This window comes from Mycolicibacterium madagascariense (genome assembly GCF_010729665.1).
GTDB classification, from domain to species: Bacteria; Actinomycetota; Actinomycetes; order Mycobacteriales; family Mycobacteriaceae; genus Mycobacterium; species Mycobacterium madagascariense.
Genome location: NZ_AP022610.1, coordinates 4,897,536 through 4,915,957, shown reverse-complemented (window position 1 = coordinate 4,915,957; position 18,422 = coordinate 4,897,536). Strand labels below are relative to the sequence as shown.

21 protein-coding genes are annotated in these 18,422 nt (G+C 66.8%); 12 read left to right on the top strand and 9 right to left on the bottom strand.

What is annotated here, in order from left to right:
* The first annotated feature begins 19 nt into the window (after positions 1-19).
* On the top strand, positions 20-934 hold the full coding sequence (gene pstA / locus G6N60_RS23235) for a phosphate ABC transporter permease PstA (RefSeq protein ID WP_163741655.1): 915 nt from the start codon (positions 20-22) through the stop codon (positions 932-934).
* A 25-nt stretch (positions 935-959) separates the two neighbouring features.
* Positions 960-1,736, top strand: a complete 777-nt coding sequence (pstB, locus tag G6N60_RS23230; protein WP_163741653.1) for a phosphate ABC transporter ATP-binding protein PstB — start codon at positions 960-962, stop codon at positions 1,734-1,736.
* A 76-nt stretch (positions 1,737-1,812) separates the two neighbouring features.
* Here the strand turns inward: pstB and G6N60_RS23225 are convergent, their stop codons facing one another.
* Positions 1,813-2,787, bottom strand: a complete 975-nt coding sequence (locus tag G6N60_RS23225) for a quinone oxidoreductase family protein (protein ID WP_163741651.1) — start codon at positions 2,785-2,787, stop codon at positions 1,813-1,815.
* Positions 2,788-2,869: 82 nt separating this feature from the next.
* On the opposite strand from G6N60_RS23225, the gene G6N60_RS23220 reads away from it, so the two are divergent.
* Complete coding sequence (locus G6N60_RS23220; RefSeq protein ID WP_163741649.1) at positions 2,870-3,376, top strand: MarR family transcriptional regulator; 507 nt, start codon at positions 2,870-2,872, stop codon at positions 3,374-3,376.
* On the opposite strand, the gene phoU is transcribed toward G6N60_RS23220, so the two are convergent.
* The 4 genes from phoU to G6N60_RS23200 all read right to left on the bottom strand — a co-directional run bounded on the left by phoU (position 3,373) and on the right by G6N60_RS23200 (position 8,517).
* The gene (gene phoU / locus G6N60_RS23215) at positions 3,373-4,038 is read right to left on the bottom strand and encodes a phosphate signaling complex protein PhoU (RefSeq protein WP_163741647.1); all 666 of its coding nucleotides are present in this window, start codon (positions 4,036-4,038) and stop codon (positions 3,373-3,375) included. The two genes, G6N60_RS23220 and phoU, sit on opposite strands and share 4 nt — an antisense overlap.
* A gap of 116 nt (positions 4,039-4,154) precedes the next feature.
* Positions 4,155-6,140, bottom strand: a complete 1,986-nt coding sequence (locus G6N60_RS23210; RefSeq protein ID WP_163741645.1) for an LCP family protein — start codon at positions 6,138-6,140, stop codon at positions 4,155-4,157.
* 212 nt (positions 6,141-6,352) lie between these two features.
* Positions 6,353-7,486 (bottom strand): tRNA dihydrouridine synthase DusB, encoded by a 1,134-nt coding sequence (dusB, locus tag G6N60_RS23205; RefSeq protein ID WP_163744429.1) that lies wholly within the window; start codon positions 7,484-7,486, stop codon positions 6,353-6,355.
* A gap of 29 nt (positions 7,487-7,515) precedes the next feature.
* Complete coding sequence (locus G6N60_RS23200; RefSeq protein ID WP_163741643.1) at positions 7,516-8,517, bottom strand: acyl-ACP desaturase; 1,002 nt, start codon at positions 8,515-8,517, stop codon at positions 7,516-7,518.
* Positions 8,518-8,758: 241 nt separating this feature from the next.
* Here G6N60_RS23200 and G6N60_RS23195 point away from each other — a divergent pair, with 241 nt between their 5' ends.
* Both G6N60_RS23195 and G6N60_RS23190 read left to right on the top strand, forming a co-directional pair.
* Positions 8,759-9,160, top strand: a complete 402-nt coding sequence (locus tag G6N60_RS23195; protein WP_163741641.1) for a hypothetical protein — start codon at positions 8,759-8,761, stop codon at positions 9,158-9,160.
* Between the two features lie 156 nt (positions 9,161-9,316).
* Positions 9,317-9,754, top strand: coding sequence for a hypothetical protein (locus tag G6N60_RS23190; protein ID WP_163741639.1), 438 nt, complete (start codon positions 9,317-9,319; stop codon positions 9,752-9,754).
* Here G6N60_RS23190 and G6N60_RS23185 read toward each other — a convergent pair.
* On the bottom strand, positions 9,727-10,338 hold the full coding sequence (locus G6N60_RS23185; RefSeq protein WP_163741637.1) for a TetR/AcrR family transcriptional regulator: 612 nt from the start codon (positions 10,336-10,338) through the stop codon (positions 9,727-9,729). The two genes, G6N60_RS23190 and G6N60_RS23185, sit on opposite strands and share 28 nt — an antisense overlap.
* A gap of 110 nt (positions 10,339-10,448) precedes the next feature.
* On the opposite strand from G6N60_RS23185, the gene G6N60_RS23180 reads away from it, so the two are divergent.
* Complete coding sequence (locus tag G6N60_RS23180; protein WP_276028065.1) at positions 10,449-11,429, top strand: oxygenase MpaB family protein; 981 nt, start codon at positions 10,449-10,451, stop codon at positions 11,427-11,429.
* A 7-nt stretch (positions 11,430-11,436) separates the two neighbouring features.
* On the opposite strand, the gene G6N60_RS23175 is transcribed toward G6N60_RS23180, so the two are convergent.
* Entirely contained in the window at positions 11,437-11,946 is a 510-nt protein-coding gene (locus G6N60_RS23175; protein ID WP_163741633.1) for a hypothetical protein, read from the bottom strand.
* A gap of 228 nt (positions 11,947-12,174) precedes the next feature.
* Between G6N60_RS23175 and G6N60_RS23170 the strand changes: the two genes are divergently transcribed.
* Together G6N60_RS23170 and G6N60_RS23165 are read left to right on the top strand one after the other, a co-directional pair.
* Complete coding sequence (locus tag G6N60_RS23170; RefSeq protein ID WP_163741631.1) at positions 12,175-12,885, top strand: GAF domain-containing protein; 711 nt, start codon at positions 12,175-12,177, stop codon at positions 12,883-12,885.
* A 22-nt stretch (positions 12,886-12,907) separates the two neighbouring features.
* A complete protein-coding gene (locus G6N60_RS23165) occupies positions 12,908-13,654 on the top strand; it encodes a GAF and ANTAR domain-containing protein (RefSeq protein WP_163741629.1) in 747 nt (248 codons plus the stop codon).
* 30 nt (positions 13,655-13,684) lie between these two features.
* Here the strand turns inward: G6N60_RS23165 and G6N60_RS23160 are convergent, their stop codons facing one another.
* Positions 13,685-13,963, bottom strand: a complete 279-nt coding sequence (locus G6N60_RS23160) for a hypothetical protein (RefSeq protein WP_220100371.1) — start codon at positions 13,961-13,963, stop codon at positions 13,685-13,687.
* A gap of 40 nt (positions 13,964-14,003) precedes the next feature.
* On the opposite strand from G6N60_RS23160, the gene G6N60_RS23155 reads away from it, so the two are divergent.
* From G6N60_RS23155 to G6N60_RS23140, 4 genes are all read left to right on the top strand, one after another.
* On the top strand, positions 14,004-14,900 hold the full coding sequence (locus G6N60_RS23155) for a HemK2/MTQ2 family protein methyltransferase (RefSeq protein WP_308206255.1): 897 nt from the start codon (positions 14,004-14,006) through the stop codon (positions 14,898-14,900).
* 43 nt (positions 14,901-14,943) lie between these two features.
* Positions 14,944-15,144, top strand: coding sequence for a hypothetical protein (locus G6N60_RS23150; RefSeq protein WP_163741625.1), 201 nt, complete (start codon positions 14,944-14,946; stop codon positions 15,142-15,144).
* 151 nt (positions 15,145-15,295) lie between these two features.
* The gene (locus tag G6N60_RS23145) at positions 15,296-15,796 is read left to right on the top strand and encodes an ImmA/IrrE family metallo-endopeptidase (protein WP_163741623.1); all 501 of its coding nucleotides are present in this window, start codon (positions 15,296-15,298) and stop codon (positions 15,794-15,796) included.
* Positions 15,793-17,016: a hypothetical protein gene (locus tag G6N60_RS23140; protein ID WP_163741621.1), complete on the top strand. Its 1,224-nt coding sequence runs from the start codon at positions 15,793-15,795 to the stop codon at positions 17,014-17,016. The genes G6N60_RS23145 and G6N60_RS23140 overlap by 4 nt, the downstream gene beginning before the upstream one ends.
* A 903-nt stretch (positions 17,017-17,919) precedes the next feature.
* On the opposite strand, the gene G6N60_RS23135 is transcribed toward G6N60_RS23140, so the two are convergent.
* Positions 17,920-18,093: a hypothetical protein gene (locus G6N60_RS23135; RefSeq protein ID WP_163741619.1), complete on the bottom strand. Its 174-nt coding sequence runs from the start codon at positions 18,091-18,093 to the stop codon at positions 17,920-17,922.
* Between the last annotated feature and the right edge of the window lie 329 nt (positions 18,094-18,422).

Sequence of the window (18,422 nt, the reverse complement as noted above, 5' to 3'; positions counted from 1 at the left end):
CGAAGAAGGGGAGTGCCTCGTGACCGCTACACTCGACCGGCCGGTCAAGGCGCCGACCTTCCAGGGCGTCAGCGCCCGCCGCAAGATCACGAACAACGTTGCGACGGTGTTGGTTTCGGCGTCGGTACTGGTGGCCCTGGTTCCGCTGATCTGGGTGCTCTACTCGGTGATCAGCAAGGGCATCGCGGCGGTCACCTCGCCGACGTGGTTCACCAACTCTCAGGCGGGCACGACAGCGTTCTCCGCGGGCGGCGGTGCCTACCACGCCATCATGGGCACCCTGCTGCAGGGCATCGTCTGCTCGCTCATCTCGATTCCCGTCGGCGTGATGGTGGCCGTATACCTCGTCGAGTACGGCGGCGGCACCCGATTGGGCAAGATCACCACGTTCATGGTCGACATCCTGACCGGTGTGCCGTCGATCGTGGCAGCACTGTTCATCTATGCGCTCTGGGTCGCCACGCTGGGGTTCCAGCGCTCCGGCTTCGCGGTGTCACTTGCGTTGGTGCTGTTGATGATTCCGGTCATCGTGCGCGCCACCGAGGAGATGCTGCGCATCGTACCGATGGATCTACGGGAGGCCAGTTACGCACTGGGCGTGCCGAAGTGGAAGACCATCGTGCGCATCGTCATCCCGACGGCGCTGTCGGGGATCGTCACCGGCATCATGCTGGCCCTGGCCCGCGTGATGGGCGAGACCGCACCACTGCTGATCCTGGTCGGCTATGCCGCGTCCATCAACTTCGACATGTTCGCCGGCTTTCAGGGCTCGCTGCCCGGCATGATGTACGACCAGATCTCGGCGGGCGCGGGGGCCAATCCCGTTCCCACCGACCGGATGTGGGGCGCGGCGCTGACGCTCGTCCTGCTGATCGCCCTCCTCAACGTCGCGGCGCGGCTCGTCGCAAGGATCTTCGCCCCCAAGAAGGTCTAGTCATTCAGCAGAATCGGAGCTAGCCGTGGCCAAGCGCCTCGATCTCAAAGACGTCAACATCTATTACGGGTCGTTTCACGCCGTGTCCGACGTCGCGCTGTCGGTGCAGCCGCGCAGCGTGACGGCCTTCATCGGCCCCTCCGGCTGCGGGAAGTCGACCGTACTGCGGACGCTCAACCGCATGCACGAGGTCATCCCCGGGGCCCGCGTCGAGGGCTCGGTGCTCCTCGACGGTGAGGACATCTACGGCGCGGGTGTCGACCCCGTCGGCGTGCGCAAGACCATCGGCATGGTGTTCCAGCGCCCGAACCCGTTCCCCACCATGTCGATTCGCGACAACGTGGTGGCCGGCCTCAAGCTGCAGGGCAGGCACAGCAAGAAGACGCTCGACGACGTGGCCGAACGGTCGCTCAAGGGAGCCAACCTCTGGAACGAGGTCAAGGACCGGTTGGAGAAGCCCGGCGGCGGACTGTCCGGCGGCCAGCAGCAGCGTCTCTGCATCGCCCGCGCCATCGCCGTGCAGCCCGACGTGCTGCTCATGGACGAACCGTGCTCGGCGCTCGACCCCATCTCGACCCTGGCGATCGAGGACCTCATCGCGGAGTTGAAGCAGGACTTCACGATCGTCATCGTCACGCACAACATGCAGCAGGCGGCCCGCGTGAGCGATCAGACCGCGTTCTTCAACCTCGAGGCGACGGGCAAGCCGGGCAAGCTGGTCGAGATCGACGACACCGAGAAGATCTTCTCCAACCCCACGCAGAAGGCCACCGAGGACTACATCTCGGGCCGCTTCGGCTGACCGCTGGCCCCGCGAGCAGACACAAACGGCCCTCGTTTGGCCATATTGAGGGCCCGTTGCGTCTGCTCGGCGGGGCTCAGGGGGTCAGGACGACGCGGGTTCCCGAGGGCTCCGCGGCGGTCCACGCCTCGGCGACCTCGGCGAGTGGGCGCGCCTGGGTGCGCAACTGCAGGGTGCCGTCGGCCACCATGTCGAACAGCGCGGGGAGTGCCTCGGTGCGGGCGCGACCCACCACCTCGGGTGGCACGCTGCCAATCCCGATGCCGGACAACGTGATTCCGTTACCGCGGAGAATGCCCGCCGGCAGGGTGATGTCCTGTCCGGTCATCGAGCCGATCTGCACGAACCGCGTGGCGTGGAAGTGGGCGGCGGGGTGGCTGTCGGCCAGTGCGGCGAGCACGGTCTCGGCGGAGGCGCCCCAGAGGTAGTCCAGCACCGCGTCGAACGGTCGCTCGGCGTGTAGCGCGGCAACCCTGGCGCCCAGGTCCTCGGTCGTCATGGCGATCGCGTCGTCGGCGCCCACGGTGCGCAACCAGTCCAGTCGCGCGGTGTCGCGCCCGGTCACGACGACCTTGCCCGCCCCGAACATGGACTTGGCCAGCTGCGCGGCCATCGAGCCGGTGACGCCGGTCGCGCCGATCACCAGCACGTGGGCACCCGGTGTGATCGCGGCGCCGTAGTCCAGGGCCATCCATGCCGACATCCCGGGATTGGGCACTGCGGCGGCGGTCACCGAGTCGACGTGGTCCGGTAGCTCGATCGCGCCCGCGGGATGCATCGCCGCGCGTTCGGCCATCAGTCCGTAGGACCCGATGCCGCCGGTGTAGAACCGCCTGCCGTCCTCGAGGCGGGCCACCCCGTCGACCCCCGGGATGGCGGGCAGCGCAATCTCCTTGCTGGCGTAGTGCTTTCCCGACATCAGCGCTCGGGTGAGGTTGGTCAGCGCGGAGGCTTCGACCGTCGCGATCACCGCGCCGTCGCGTGCCGTCGGTTCGGCGAAGTCGCCGTAGACCGGTACCTGACCCCATCGTTCGACGATCGCAGCCTTCATGATGACCTCCCATTGTTTCCGTAGATATCGTTTCCGTAGAAACAATGTACGAGACGACCGGCGCGATGGCAAGATCGTTTCCGTGAAAACCAAGTCGGGGCTGATCGCCGACATCAACGAGCTGTTGGTGGCGGTCGGTGACCGGTTCGACGCCGACGAGGACGGCGACGCCGAACGCGACTTCCTCGTCGAGCGGTGTCCGGACCGGCTCGCGCCCGCGCTGCGGACGCTGCCGACGCTCTCGATGCACCTGCTCGCCGCGATCGCCGAGGGCCCGGTCAGCGTCGTCGGCCTGGCCGGGCGGACCGGCCAGCTGAAGGGCACGGTGTCCAAGCACGTGCAGCGGCTCGTCGAGGCGGGCCTGGTCGTCCGCACCCCGGTGCCGGGCAATCGCAAGGAGATCCAGCTGGGCCTGACCGCCGATGGGGAGGTGGTCGTCGACGCGCATCAGCGCCTGCACGACGAGATGGCCCTCGGCAGGCAGGACTTCCTGCAGGCCTACAGCAGTGCCGAACTGCAGGTGCTGGCCACGGTCCTACGAGACCTGTTGTCGGCCAAGCGCGTTGGGGTCCGACTGGCCCGCGGCTAGGACGCGGACATGACCTCTTCGTCGGGGAAGCGGCCGGTCACCTGGAAGATGACGCGGCGGGCGACCTCGACGGCGTGGTCGGCGAACCGCTCGTAGAACCTGCTCAGCAGCGTGACGTCGACGGCCGCGGTCACGCCATGCTTCCACTCGCGATCCATCAGCACCGAGAACAGGTGGCGATGGAGATCGTCCATCGCGTCGTCCTCTTCGCGGATGCGGGCGGCCTTCTCGGGATCCCGGCTGACGAGCACCTCCTGGGCGCTGTGCCCGAGATCGACTGCGACGCGCCCCATTTCGGCGAAGTAGCCGTTGACCTCCTCGGGGAGGGTGTGCTGCGGGTGGCGCCTGCGGGCGATCTTGGCGACGTGCAGGGCCAACGCCCCCATCCGATCGACGTCGGCGACGATCTGGATGGAGCTGACGATGGCGCGAAGATCCCCGGCGACGGGTGCCTGCAGGGCCAGCAGCACGAACGCGGCCTCCTCGGCACGGGTGCTCGCCGAGCTGATCTGCTCGTGATCGGTGATGACCTGTTCGGCGAGCACCAGATCGGCTTGCAGCAGAGCCTGCGTCGCACGCTCCATCGCCACGCCGGCCAGCCCGCACATCGCACCGAGCTGGTCCGTCAGGGCGGCCAATTGCTCGTGGTAAGCGGTACGCATGCCCCAAAGCCTACGGGCTGGGACTGCAGATCGTTACGCCCTCGTCGGTGAACGAACGGTGAATGCCGCCCGCCGCAACGGTGGTCGACTCCCCGCGACGTGGCTCGTCGGGGGTGTCACTCGCAGGTGGTGTCGGCGGCGTTGGTGACCGACAGGTCGGCCGGCAGGTGCGACGTCGTGCCGCTGGTGTCGCGCAGGACGTGGACCTGCACCGGCGAGCCGCTGGGCCACGGCGCGTTCACCGTGTTGAAGTCGTGTCCGAGCACGACGCGAATGACGTTGCCCATGCCGGACACCCGCTCGATGGCCGGGACCGTGGGGTTGGCGAACGACGACGCGACCGTCGCGGCGGCCTGCTCGTTGCCCTCGGAGAAGAACACCGTCGTCGAGTCGAGCGGACCGGGATAGTCGTCGGGGGTGTCGACGCTGAATCCGTGCTGACGGAGCTCGTCGGCCGCGGTCGACGCGAGACCGTTCTCGCCCGTCGAGTTCGACACCCGCACGGTGATGTTGTCGGGGCTCGTCGTCACGGCGTCGACCAACTCGCCGGTGGCGACGGGGTCTGCCGGTGCCGCCGGAGCTGGCCCAGCCGGGCTGGGGTCCGGGGTCTTGGGCACCGGGGTGTTGTCGGCGTTCCTCTCCTCGGGCAGCGGGTCGTCGTTGATGATCGCGTCGAAGAGGGCGCGCATGTCGTCGTCGCGGGGCACTTCGTTGCCGTACTCGTCGGCGTACCCCACGGTCGGAATGGTCACGAAGGTGATGCGGCCGGCGCTGACGCCCTGGACGGATTGGCCGAGGTCGACCAGATCCTTGGTCTGGATGTTGTCGACGTAGCTGTCGTTGATGAACAGGTTGACGACGTCGTTGAGCTTGCCCAGCGAGAAGAACGTGTCCTTGGAGATCAGCGAGCGCAGCAGCGACGACAGGAACAGCTGCTGGCGCTTGATCCGGCCGTAGTCCCCGTTGCCCTCGGTGGTGACCTGCCGCGCGCGGACGTACTGCAGCGCGGTGCGGCCGTCGATGACCTGTCGGCCCGCATTCGCGAGCACCGTGCCCAGTTCGTAGTCCTCCAGCGGTGTGGTGCTGCAGACCTCGACGCCACCGAGGGCGTCGACCATCTTCGCGAACCCGGCGAAGTCCACGGCCATGAACCGGTTGATCGACAGCCCGGACAGCTTCTGGATCTCCTTCACCAGACACTTCGGCCCGCCGACCGCGTAGGCGGAGTTCAGCTTGGTCTCGGTGTAGACCTTGTCCATTCCGTAGACGGGCGAGTCCGGATCGGTGGCGGGTCCGTACTTGAAGGTGGTGGGATCCCAGTGCTCGCACTGCATGGGAGTGATCGACAGATCGCGCGGAAAGGACACGGCGACAACGCGTTTGCGGCTGGCCGGGATGTTGACGAGCATGATGGTGTCCGACCGCGCGCCGGCGGCGTCATCGGTGGTGCCCGCCCCCATCTCGCTGTTCTCCCCGAGGCGACTGTCGGTGCCGACGATCAAGAAGTTCTCGTCGCCGAACTGCCCGGCCGGGTCGACGATGTCGTGCGAGTCGGGATCGAGGGCCGCCACCTTGTTCAGGCTGTGGTTCTTCGAGGTCTGCCACTGCCAGGCGGCGCCGGTCGACGCGAGGGCGAACACCGCGATCAGCGCGACGGCCACGCGGCCCAGGACCATCGCCGCCCGTCGGCTCCGGCGCGTGGTGGGTTCTGCCGATTCGTCGGAGACCTGTTCCGGGGCATCGGACTCGGTGGGCTCGACGGGCTCGATGCGGGCATCCGACAGCACCGGCAATTCGGAGGCGTGCGATGGCACGACGGGGATGACCTCGGTGGAGGGTTCGACGCCGGACACCTTCGCGATCAGGTCCGCGACGGTGACGCCGTCGGTGTGATTGCCCTCCGAGGGCGGCTCGGGCTCGGGTGCGGGCGGCTCCGGTGGGGCGCTCTTCGACATTCCTGCGCGCTCCCACGGCGCGGCGCCTGGAGTTGGCCGCGCCGATCGGGTAAGCCAGTCGTTGGTGGTACTTGGGGCGTCCGCCGGGTCGGATTCGTCGGGCCCGGGCGGCCGACGACCGGGGGCGGCGCTGTCGCCGTCACTCATGTCCCACCGGCCTCCGACTGTCGGGAACGCGACGCGGTGACGCGCCGTGATCGTGGCTGCTGCATCCTCGTGGCAGCACGCGACGAGCGCCGCCAGTCGGCGCCCGCGTTAGTGGAGTCTCATCGTACTGAGACAACCTGAGTTCGATCTAGTCGAGCAATGCGTCATTGATGTCTCGATGACGTCTCGACGCCGTGTCCGCGACGTGTCGACTAGCCGCCCGAATTCACCAGATCTGCGCCGGCGGGCACCGTGCAATCGTTGGGGTCGGCGAGCCATCCCTCGGGCAGCGACACCGATCCCGGCGACCCCTGCCTGCCGCGCGGGCCCTCCGCCGCGTGCGGGAAGGGCACGTCGGGGTCGAGCTGAGCCAACAGCTCGTCGAGCTCGGAAAGGGTCTTGACCAGCGCCAACGCGCGCCGTAGGTCGGCCCCGGCGGGGAATCCATGCAGGTACCAGGCCACGTGCTTGCGCATGTCACGCATGCCCTTGTCCTCGCCGAAGTGGTCGGCGAGCAACTCGCCGTGGCGGCGCGCGATGGAAGCGACCTCACCCAGCGTCGGGGGCGTCGGACATGGCCGGCCGGTGAACGCGGCGGACAGCTCGGCGAACAACCACGGCCTGCCGAGGCACCCGCGTCCGATCACCACTCCGTCACATCCGGTGACGGCCATCATCTTGAGCGCATCGTCCGCGTCGAAGATGTCGCCGTTGCCCAGCACGGGGATGCCGGTGACGTGTTGCTTAAGCTCGGCGATGCGGTCCCAGTCCGCGCTGCCCGAGTAGCGCTGCGCGGCCGTGCGCGCATGCAGGGCGACGGCGGCGGCGCCCTCCTCGGCGGCGATGCGGCCCGCGTCGAGGTGGGTGTGGTGGTGGTCGTCGATGCCGATGCGGAACTTCACGGTGACGGGGATGCCGGTGCCCTCGGTGGCCCGTACTGCGGCGGCCACGATCTGCCCGAACAGCTTGCGCTTGTACGGCAGGGCCGCGCCGCCGCCGCGCCGCGTCACCTTGGGCACGGGGCAACCGAAGTTCATGTCGATGTGGTCGGCCATGCCCTCGTCGACGATCATCTTGGCCGCGGCATGGGTGGTGGCCGGGTCGACGGTGTAGAGCTGCAGCGACCGGGGCGACTCGTCGGGCCCGAACGTCGTCATGTGCAGCGTGCTGGGATTGCGTTCGACGAGGGCCCTGGCCGTCACCATCTCGCAGACGTAGAGCCCGCTGACGGTGCCGGCGCGGGCGAGTTCCAGTTCGCGACACAGGGTTCGGAAGGCGACGTTCGTGACGCCGGCCATCGGCGCGAGGACCACCGGGGAGCGCAACGCGATCGGCCCGATCTGCAAGGCAGACCGGGCCGGCGCGAAGGGCTCCGTCACGACGACGATGACGACACCAACAGGTTTTTCATGGCCTTCTTCTCGGCCATCTTGCGTTCGCGCTCCAGGCGGCGTTCCTTGGCCACCTCGAACTTCACGCACGTGTCCTCGAGTTCTTCGACCAGCTTGCCGAGGTCGTCGCGCATCTCGGCGGCCTCACCGGTGAAGTCCTCGCGCTCGAAGATGCGCCACTTCTTCAGCACGGGCATCACGACGTCGTCGAGGTGGATGCGCGGGTCGTACACGCCGCCGACGGCGATGATGACCGCCTTGCGTCGGAACTCCGGCACCGTGTACCCGGGCATCTTGAAGTTGCGCAGCACCCGGTGCAGCGACTTCATCGCCTGGTTGGGCGCGAGGTCGAGCCCGGCAGCGCTGACGTCGCGGTAGAAGATCATGTGCAGGTTCTCGTCGGCCGATACGCGCTGCAGCAGCTGGTCGGCGACTTCTTCCTCGCACGCCTTGCCGGTGTTGCGGTGCGACACCCTGGTCGCCAGCTCCTGGAAGGTCACGTAGATGACCGAGTCGAAGAGGCTCTCGGCGAACAGATCGCCCTGCTCGCCCTGGCCCGGGCTGAACCCGCGGGTCACCTGCTCGATGCGCAGCTCCTCGAGCTCGAGCGGATCGATGGCGCGGGTGACCACGAGGTAGTCGCGCAGCGCGATGCCGTGGCGGTTCTCCTCGGCGGTCCAGCGGTTGACCCAGAAGCCCCACGGCCCGTCCATGCTGAAGTTCATCGCGATCTCGCGGTGGTAGGACGGCAGATTGTCCTCGGTCAGGAGGTTCTGCAGCATCGACACCTGAGCGACCTCGGACAGCTTCGACTGCTCGGGATGCCAGTCCTGGCCGCCGAGTGCGTAGAAGTTCTTGCCGTCCGACCACGGGATGTAGTCGTGCGGGTTCCAGTCCTTGCGCATCCGCATGTGGCGGTTGATGTTCTGCTCGACGACCGGTTCGAGCTCGTGCAGCAGCTGCAGGTCGGTCAGCTCGCTCGACATGACAGTGTCCTCTCGCGGCGGTGATGCCCTCACGGTTATCTGTGCCCGTTGGTAGCAATCAATGTATCTGTGTCTTCCGGTGACATCAAGTTCTTGCTGTCCGGAGTGTCGGCGGCGGTCTGGCGCGAAGGGTTGCACAGGCGCTCACCAGGAGGCGAGGTCGTCGTGTGCAACTGACTCACAGGATGCCGCCGAAAAGTCGTTATGGTCCCGCGGACACGACGACGAAAGGTCCGCGACCGTGAAGAAGACTTTGGCCGTGACGATGGGCGCGTGGGTGTGCGCCGCGCTAGCGCTGGCGGGTGCGACCGGGACCGCGTCGGCCGCCGATGGCGTCGTCGGCGAGACGTACAAGCACGCGAAGTCGGCGCTCAGCAAGCAGGGCAAGTCGGCGCACGTCGTCGCCACCGTCGGAGACCGCAGGGAATGGAACGACTGTCTCGTCGTGACCGCCGTGCCCGCTCCGGAGCTGAACGCCTTCGGCAAGAAGCGCGGCGGCCATCGCGTGAACCTGAGTCTCAACTGCTACGCCTCCTTCTCGACGTACCTCGAGCCGGGATATTCGCTCGAGAGCCCCGAGGGCCGGCAGATGTACGAGGAGGCGCTGGCGAAGTACCGGGCGGCCCACGCCGCCGACGGGTAACCCCGATCGCCCCAGCCGAGACGCCACCGGCCGCCAGGATTTTCCCAGCTTCGCTCGCCCCTGCATGAAACTCACAGGAGGTCATGCGCCGACCTACAGGTGGCGGTAGCATGCCGCGGACAGGCAATGCGACTCCGCGGACAGGTAGGGCGAGTAGTGAACAAGCTCATCGTTGTTGGTTCTGGCGCCATCGGTGCGCTGGCTGTGTCGGCACTCATCGGCGGGGCCGTGGCGTCCGCGGACAGCTATGCCGGTCAGAAGTACTCCGACGCGTCGTCGGCTGCCAGCGATGCCGGCCAGACCGTGGTCGTCGCTTCGCGCGTGGGCGACAAGCTGAGTCAGGACGACTGCATCGTCGAACGGTCCCAGACGGCCCCGTTCTCCAGCGCAAACGATGGCGTGCACGTCAGCAACCAGGTGCAGTTCTACTTGAACTGCAACGGCGGCTACGCGACGGCCACGACGCCGGGCACGTCGATGGGCAGCCAGGAGGGTCGGGCGGCCAAGGCCGCCGCCGATCAGGCCGCGGCGCAGCAGAACGAGCAGGACGAGCTGGCCGCCGCGGATCAGACGCCGGGTGCGCCGGGAGAGTAGTCCCGCGCGGCCGCCCGGCTGAGCAGCATGTCGACGCAGTAGTCGATGAACTGTTCGCGGGTGGCCGCCAGCCTGCCGCCGAGATAGGCGGTGAAGAGCGCTGTCAGGGCCCCTACGAGTCCGGTCGCCACCATGGCCTGGGTGGCCTGATCGGTGATGCCCGTCAGCCTGCGCTGCAGCAACTCGATGAAGCTCGGCATCCACTGTGCGCCCGACGTGGTCAGTACTGGTTCGCGTCCCGGTGCGATCAGGAGCACCCGACCCCGCGCGGGATCGTCGACCACCAGGGCGACGAAGCGTTCCACGGCGTCCCGCGGCGTCGGCGACGAGGTCAGCGCGGTCATCGCGGTGGTGCACACGTGGTCGTAGACCGCTCGGACGAATTCGTCTCTGTCACAAAAACTTTCGTAGAAGTAGCGTTCGGTGAGCCCCGCCGCGCGACAGACGGCGCGCACGGTGAGGACTGACCCGCCGTCCCCGCCGAGCACGCCCACCCCCGCGCGGAGCAGCGCGTCGCGCCGCAGTGCCTGGCGGTCCTCCAGCGGCACGCCCGACCAGCGGCCCCGTCGTTGACCGGAAGGCACATCACTCCTAAGCTGCTCGGTGACAACGCGTGTAGTCAAAGTTGGTTCGCTCCCAGGGAGGTCACCCGGTGACTCAAGATACGTCCGAGACGTGCCCGGTGACCAGCGCGATGGACGCTTCGTCGACCCCGTCGATCGACTCCGGTTGCCCCGTGGCGCCCGGCGGATACGACCTCCCTCCGGTGCCGCTCGGGCCCGACTCATTGACGTGGAAGTACTTCGGTGACTGGCGCGGCCTGCTGCAGGGCCCGTGGGCGGGCTCGATGCAGAACATGCACCCTCAACTGGGCGCCGCGGTCGAGGAGCACTCGACGTTCTTCCGCGAGCGGTGGCCGAGGTTGCTGCGCTCGCTCTACCCCATCGGCGGGGTCGTGTTCGACACCGACCGGGCGGCGCGGACGGGTGCGGAGGTCCGCGACTACCACGTCGACATCAAGGGCGTCGACGCCAAGGGCCGTCGATACCATGCGCTGAATCCCGACGTCTTCTACTGGGCGCACGCCACGTTCTTCGTCGGAACGCTGATCGTCGCCGAGCGACTCTGCGGGGGCATCAGCGAGGCGCAGAAGCGGCAGCTGTTCGACGAACACGTCCAGTGGTACCGCATGTACGGGATGAGCATGCGTCCGGTTCCCGCGACGTGGGAGGACTTTCAGAGGTACTGGGATCACATGTGCGCGAACGTGTTGGAGGACAACTACGCCGCGCGGGCCGTGCTCGATCTGTCCGAGCTGCCGAAACCGCCGTGGGCGCAGGCGATGCCGGACTGGATGTGGCGTCAGCAGCGAAAGGCGTTGGCGCCCTTCTTCGTCTGGTTCACCGTGGGTCTCTACGACCCCGCGGTGCGCGACCTGATGGGCTACGCGTGGTCGGACCGCGACGAGTGGGCCCACCGACAGTTGGGCAGGCTGGTCCACGTCGCCTTCTCGCTGCTTCCGCGACGCGCGCGCATGCATCCCAGGGCGCGAGCCGGCTGGGACAGGGCCACCGGCCGACTGCCCGCCGACGCGCCGTTGCCCGAGACGCCAGAGCGCAACCTGCCGCCCCTCGACGAGCGGGACAACCCGATGCACTACTGCCCCAGGGTGTGACCGGACGTCAGGAGTCGCAGAGTCCGGCGGCCCTCTCCTCGGCGACGATCTGCGCGACGGGCTGGCCGAGATGCGAGGCGAAGTCGTCGGTCGGCTTCATGAGCCAGGCGCCGTCCTGATACTCCATGAAACGGAACCGCTCGACGCCGTGGGACTGCATGCTGACGGTCGCCCGGGTGTCCGAGTCCAGGCTCACCCCGGTGACGTCGATCGCTGGGCCCGGCTTCTTGCACGTGCGGTAGAACGCGACGAAGTCCGCCTCGCCGATCTGCCGACGGACGTCCGCGGTCATGTGCTCCCACACGCCGGCGAAGTCGCCCGCGGTGAACCGGTCGACGTTGGCCTGCGCCGCAGCGGTCGCGGCGCCCAGCGTCACCTGTACGTCACCCTCGAGGGCCGTGGGGGCGGCCGTAGGGGCCCGCAGCACCGACGATCCCGACTCGCCGTGCGACGTGCCGCAGGCCGAGCAGAACACCAGCCCCACCAGGGCTGCCAGGACGGCTACCGCCTGCTTCATGGCGGTTAGGGTAATGCGGATGCCACCGGCGTGGAGGTCTTCGTCGGGCGACCTCGTCGTTCGGAGAGGCCGCGACGGCGCGTCGTCGGTTTCGACGGGGCGGCAGCGGGCAAGATCATCGCAAACCAGTGCTGCGGAGGACCTCGGCATCACCCCATACCGGAGGGTCTCCTTGACGCCAATACCGCCAATGCCACGTGCTCCCCGCCGTCCCGGCGGAGGACGTGGGTGACGACCATCGAGGAATCCCTGGTCGAGGCCATCGGTGATGCCACGGGTGTCGCCGCCGCCGACCGGTTGTGCGAGGCGTGTGTGGGCTTGCTGGACGTCGATGGTGCCGCGGTCTCGCTGGTCTTCGACGGCGCCAACGTCGGTACGTTCGGCGTCAGCGGACCCAGCGCCCGGATGTACGACGAGGTCCAGTTCGTCATGGGGGAGGGACCCTGCCTCGAGTCGGTGGCCCGGCGGGCTCCCGTCATGGTGGACGATCTCGCCGACCCCGCCGAAAGTCGTTGGCCCGGTTACGGAGCCGCAATGATCGAACACGACATCCGGGGGGTCTACGCGATCCCCGTGGTCGTCGCGGGTGAGTACATCGGCGCCCTCGACCTGTTCCGCGCCACGCCCAACGGTCTGGTGCCGGAGCAGATCGCCGGGATGGCCGTCGCTGCCGCCCTGATGCGCCACCCGCTGGTGGATTTGCTCAACCGTGACATGCAGGCTGCGGTCGCCGACCCCGACAGCAACGAGTGGGCAGAACTCAACGCGTTTACTCGCACCGAGGTCAGTCAAGCCACGGGGATGTTGATGGCGCAGTTGGGCATCGACGCCGCCGGCGCGCTGGCTCGACTACGGGCCTACGCCTATGCCGACGGACGCAGCGCGACGAGCGTGGCACGTGACGTCATCGATCGCCGGCTGCGCCTGGACGCAGACTGAGTACAGACGGAGAGACCGAGCGATGGACACACCCCGGGAGACGCGCGTACTGCGCGCGGTCGTGACACTGGTGGACAGCCTGCTCGACGACTTCGACGTCGTCGAACTCCTCACCGACCTCACCGAGCAGTGTGCCCGGCTGCTGGACGTGGAGGCGGCCGGGCTGCTGCTGACGGGCTCGCAACGGGGTCTGCACCTCATGGCGGCGACGTCGTCGAGCTCGCACGATCTCGACATGATTCAGCTCCAGGCGGCCGAGGGTCCCTGCCTGGACTGCTTCGCGACGGGTGAGCTGGTCTCGGTGCCCGACCTCGCGCTGGCCGGTCCGCGCTGGCCGCGCTTCGCCGCAGCGGCGTCCGACGCCCACGTCGTCTCCGTGCACGCGATCCCCATGCGGGCGGCGGGCACCACGTTGGGTGCGCTTGGGTTGTTCGGTACCCGGGTCGGTGCGCTCAGCGACGCCGACCTCCTCGTGGCGCACAGCCTCGCTCACGTCGCGTGCGTTGCGCTGCTGCAGGAGCATCGCCGCACACCGGAATCGATACTGGCGCCGCTGCGATCGGCGCTGACCGACCGCGTCGTCGTCGATCAGGCCACCGGGTACGTCGGCGAACGGCTCGGAGTGTCGATGGAGATCGGGTTCGGTCTGCTGCGCGCCTACGCCAAGGCCCATGGCCAGCACCTGACCGAGGCGGCGCGGCGCGTCGTCGCGGGATCGGACGAGGTGCGCGCCGACATCGTCGCCGCGATCATCGGTTTGTCGAATTGACTGAAACTACTTCGCGCGCAACGACTCTCGTCAGCCCGTCGGCTCTGGGGCGTTGTCGGTAGCGGTGTCGTCCGGCGCCGGGTCGCGACCATTCTCGTCGCGTCCCTTCGGCGAATCCGCGCGATCCGGGCCGGGCTGATAGGTATGGCGGTGCTCGCGCGGTTCGTCTTCGTAGATCCCCTTGCCTACCGGCATGATCCGCTCCGTCCGTCGACGAGGACTGTCGTCGTGGCGTGATTCCCCGGTGAACGCCGGCCAAACCCGGGTGTTCGGTGTTCCGACGTTTTCCAGCACCGCATCGACGGGCACGTCTGCTCCGACCGGCCGAACGGACTCGATGGAGCACTGCATGATGACCATCCTCGGCGACGACGTCGCCAGTCGACCCGCCCCCCTGAGCATTGCCGCGGGAGTCTATCCACCACAGGAGGATTCGGCGCTGCTCGTCGATGCGCTGTGCGCCACGGGGCGCGTGTCGGACAGCCGGGTGGCCGACTTGTGTTCGGGCAGCGGGGTAGTGGCCCTGGCAGCAGCCGAGCAGGGCGCGGCGTCGGTGCCGGCCTTCGAGCTCAGTCGGCGCGCCGTGGCGTGTGCCCGCGCCAACGCGGCGGCCGCCGGCCTGGCTGTCACCGTGCACAGGGGATTATGGTCGCGGGCCATCGAATTCGAGCCCTATGACATCGTCACCTGCAATCCGCCCTACGTGCCGTTCTGCGACGACGCCGACGACCGGCCGATCTCCGCCGACGCGGGGCCGCAGCTGGCCCGGAATGCCGGGCGCGACGGCCGTCAGGTACTGCATCCGCTGTGTCGGCACGCTCGCGATCTCCTGGCCGACGGCGGCACGATGCTCATCGTCCAATCCGAGTTCGCCGACGTCGACCGTACGGTGCGTGATCTGCGCTCGACTGGGCTACGGGCCGAAGTCGTTGCCGAAGAGCGGATCCCCTTCGGCCCGGTAATGACGGCCCGGGCGCACTGGCTCGAGCGGGAGGGGTTGCTAGCGGCGGGGAGGCGCGAGGAGCGGATCGCCGTCGTGCGCGCCGACCGCGACTATTCACACGTTCGCTGGTGCCCCCACCAGGGCTCGAGCCTGGGACCTGCGGATTACTGGACGCATCTTCTCAGTTGGTCGCGTTGCGTGCTGAGACTGCCTGCTCACACGCGGTGCACAAAGGCTGTTCCCTACCGACACCGCGCAGGGATTCCCGACCGTTCTCGGGGGATATCCGTTGAATATACGTAAAGTCGCTAGCGTCAGAGACCTAAAGAAGCGGAGGCCGATACCCATGCCGGAGAGCACTGAGAATATCCACGATGAGGTCAACCGACTGACGGTCGAGGCCGAGCGGGCGCTTCTCCAACAAATCATTGAGTTGGCGCCCAAGTCCGGGCTTGGGCGCATAGAAGAGGCGGCTCGCGCGTTTGCCTTGGTCGTCGGCGCTCGGCCTGGCGTGCTGCCCGGCGGCCCGCTTTCTGTGAAGAGCTGACACGTCGACTCTCGGCTCCGCAGCGGGCGAAGGGACAACCTCCGCAAGTATCGGTCGCTTACAGCGAGCCTTGGGAGTATTATGTCGGCCCCCGTGGTTACTATCTATGAGTGGGGGCAAACGGGGGCAGCAAGAGGTGGAGGTGGGGTCGGTGTCCGTTCATAAGACAGATCCCGCTTGGCTGACGAACGACGCCATTGCCAGTTACGCGGAACAGGTTGGGGTCAAGAACGGAATCTACGAACCCACCGGTCGCGCCAACATTGACTTACTTTTGCGTAGGTTGGGAGGTCAGCTCGCAAATGCGATTGACGAAGAATCCTCGCATGTTCGCGAACGTGGTGCCTTTACGATCTTTGTCCCGCAACTTACTTCTGCCCGTCGCGATCGCTTTACGATTGCGCATGAACTTGGTCACTATTTCTTACATTATCTTCACGCCAAAGAGCAGGGTGAGAAGAGTTTTAGTCGAGGTGGGCGAGACCGCGCCGAAACAGAGGCGAACGTATTCGCTTCAGCATTGCTGATGCCCGCAGAAGCATTCAAAGCTGCCCATCGGGCCTACTCTGGAGACACATGGAAGCTCGCGGCGCACTTCGACGTGTCGCCTCGCGCTGCTGAGGTACGGGCACAGGTTCTCGAGCTTCTGTGACCGAGCCGGAAAACGAGCCTGTCTCGATCATCTTTCTGTCCTGCGATTTGACTGGGTCCACGAAGTACAAACAACGGCAGGACCTGAGGGAGCCCTGGCAAAAAGCTTTCCTTCAGTTCTATCGTGAGTTTCCGCAGCGGATCGCGATGACGCAGGTGGAGCTCGGCACTGATCTCGAATTTCAGTTATGGAAACCCATTGGCGACGAACTTATCTACTCTTGTGTCGTACGCGCCGAAGCGGATGTCTACGACGCGGTTCGCGTCTGGTTGAAAGCTATGCGCGATTACGAGTTGCAATCGCTGGACGGCACTGACATGGGCACCAAGGGCGGGGCCTTTATTGCGACATTTCCAGGCCCGGACAGTCGATCCAGCGTTCCGAGATCTCCTGACTCTGAGGTTTCGGACCGACCGGTCATCACCCTAAATCGAGAGGCACTCAAACTCCAGAACAATGACGCGTTCGTCTACGATTACTTCGGGCCTAGCATCGACACCGGATTCCGAGTGATCGGGAAGTGCACACCTCGATACTTCACTCTGTCTGTTGAGGTTGCGCTGGCAATCTTGGGGCTCAGCGTAGTAGGTACCGCCGCCGGCGGAACAGATGTTGTTCCGAACACGGACAACTTCTTGTTACGGGAATTTGTCGAGTTGAAGGGGGTTTGGGGCGAGAGGCCCTACCCGATAGTCGCTATAGACACGCGGCACGATGACCCTGTCAATCAGGCCTATAGTGCTTTCGAGCGCCGCGGGACGGTGCACGAAATCTATGCCTTAGTCAAAGCCTGCTATGACAGCTATGACGTCGGCAACCCGCCGTCACAGCTATACCTGCCCGTTGCAGTTATCGACCACTTCAAGAGGGCTCCCGGCGAGGATCCGCTGAAAGCTTTCGTCGAACCATCCGCTGCGGGGGCGGAACAGATCGCCGACGACGAGCCCGAAGATGCGAGCGACGACCTGGGGGACGACCTGGACTTCGGAATGCCCCGAAAAAGGGAGATTTCGGAGGGCTTCCTTCTTGGCGACCATCAGATCCATGGCTACGTGCCGGATGGCGCCGTCCTCTGTGGAGGCTTAGGCGACGGTGGGACCGATCCGTACCTGCCTCCCGATTCCTGCAACTCCGGCGGGCCAGACGTCGTGGACTTCGACCCCAGCCACCGCGATGCTTGCGTGCCTTGCGCGGATATCTGGAACGAGTTGCCGGACTGAGCCGAGGCGCCAGAACGCAGCTGCGCGCAAGGTAGCTCAAGCGGTCATCACCCCCATCTCCACTCGTCCTCGGGGTGCCGGGCACCCTTGGCGATCACGGAGTGGTGCGGACCGCACCCGACTCGCACCCCGTAGCGCTTCGCCAGTGCCGACGCCAGGATGTCCGCGCCGACGGGGCACATAGGTCGGCCTGCGCGACCAGGTGCTCGATGCGGAAGTGGTGGGCGATCCACTCCAGACACCCGCGCCGGCCATCATGTCGGTGTTCCAGCGCTCGTTGACCGGCCCCTCCGTGGAGACTGGGCCCGAGACGATCGCGGACTCTTGGCCGTATCCCGCGGGCGTTCTCACGACCCTTGATCATCATGGCGTGGCGCACCGCGTCGCTTTCGGCTGGGAACATGAAGAAGCCTGACCGACAATGAGAGTCGTGCGGCGCGCAAGCGGTGCGCACTTCGGGGTCAGCTATGGCGTGAGGTCGGGAGTCAGCGGCGCCGGGAGGACGTCGGACCCGTGGCGCACCAGCCAGATGCGCCAGCCGGTGCGCGGGCCGTGTCGGATTGCGCGTGGCTCCCAGACCCGAAGCGGTCGCACGTCCGGTTACCAGACGCTGTCGGGGATGTTTTAGTCCGATGAGGGTACAGACGCCGCGGCGGCCGCGAGGTCGAAGGCCATCAGCGTCGACACCGCCAGGTCGATTCGACGCTTGGAGTACTTGCCGTCTTCTGTGATGCGCACGCCGCGCGATTCCTGTTTCAGGACAGTGTTCCCCATGTGTCGGGCCAGCCGCGGGTCCCCGGAATGCGTGAGTCCGTCTCCGACCACCTTGGGCGCGGAATGTGGTTAGCGCGCTGCCGATTTCGAGATGCCGACGGTGTTACCCGCACGGTCGAGCGTCGGGGATCATCGGGTAAGGATGACGACAACGGGTGTGCTGCCGAGGACATGCTCGTCGAGTCCCCGAAGGATCGGCGGCCGCCGGGGAGTGTCGGGGGAGGTGTCGCTCGACACGAAGATCTCGGTGCTGGTGGACCAGCACATCGCGCTGCTCGAGGACGCCGGAAAGTCGCCGGCCACGCTCACCACCTATCGGAGCGCGGCGCGGAAGCTGCTGAAGTTCTCGGAGTCGGTGCGCGTAGGCGAAGCGACCCCCGGTCGGATGAAATTGGTCATCAGCTCGATGAAGAAGGCGCACGGCGCGAACATGGCCCGTAACGGTCGGACGCTCCTGCGCGGGCCCTCCAGATCGCCGTGCTGGACGACGTCTTCGGCGCAAACCCCATTGCCCAGGTGTCCCGGATCGAGTCCACCCGGAGGCCCACAGGTGCACGTTCACTCGACGTCGACCAACTCCGCGACCTCATGGGCAAGATCAAATTGTCCGAGGACTGCCAGCGGGCGGATCT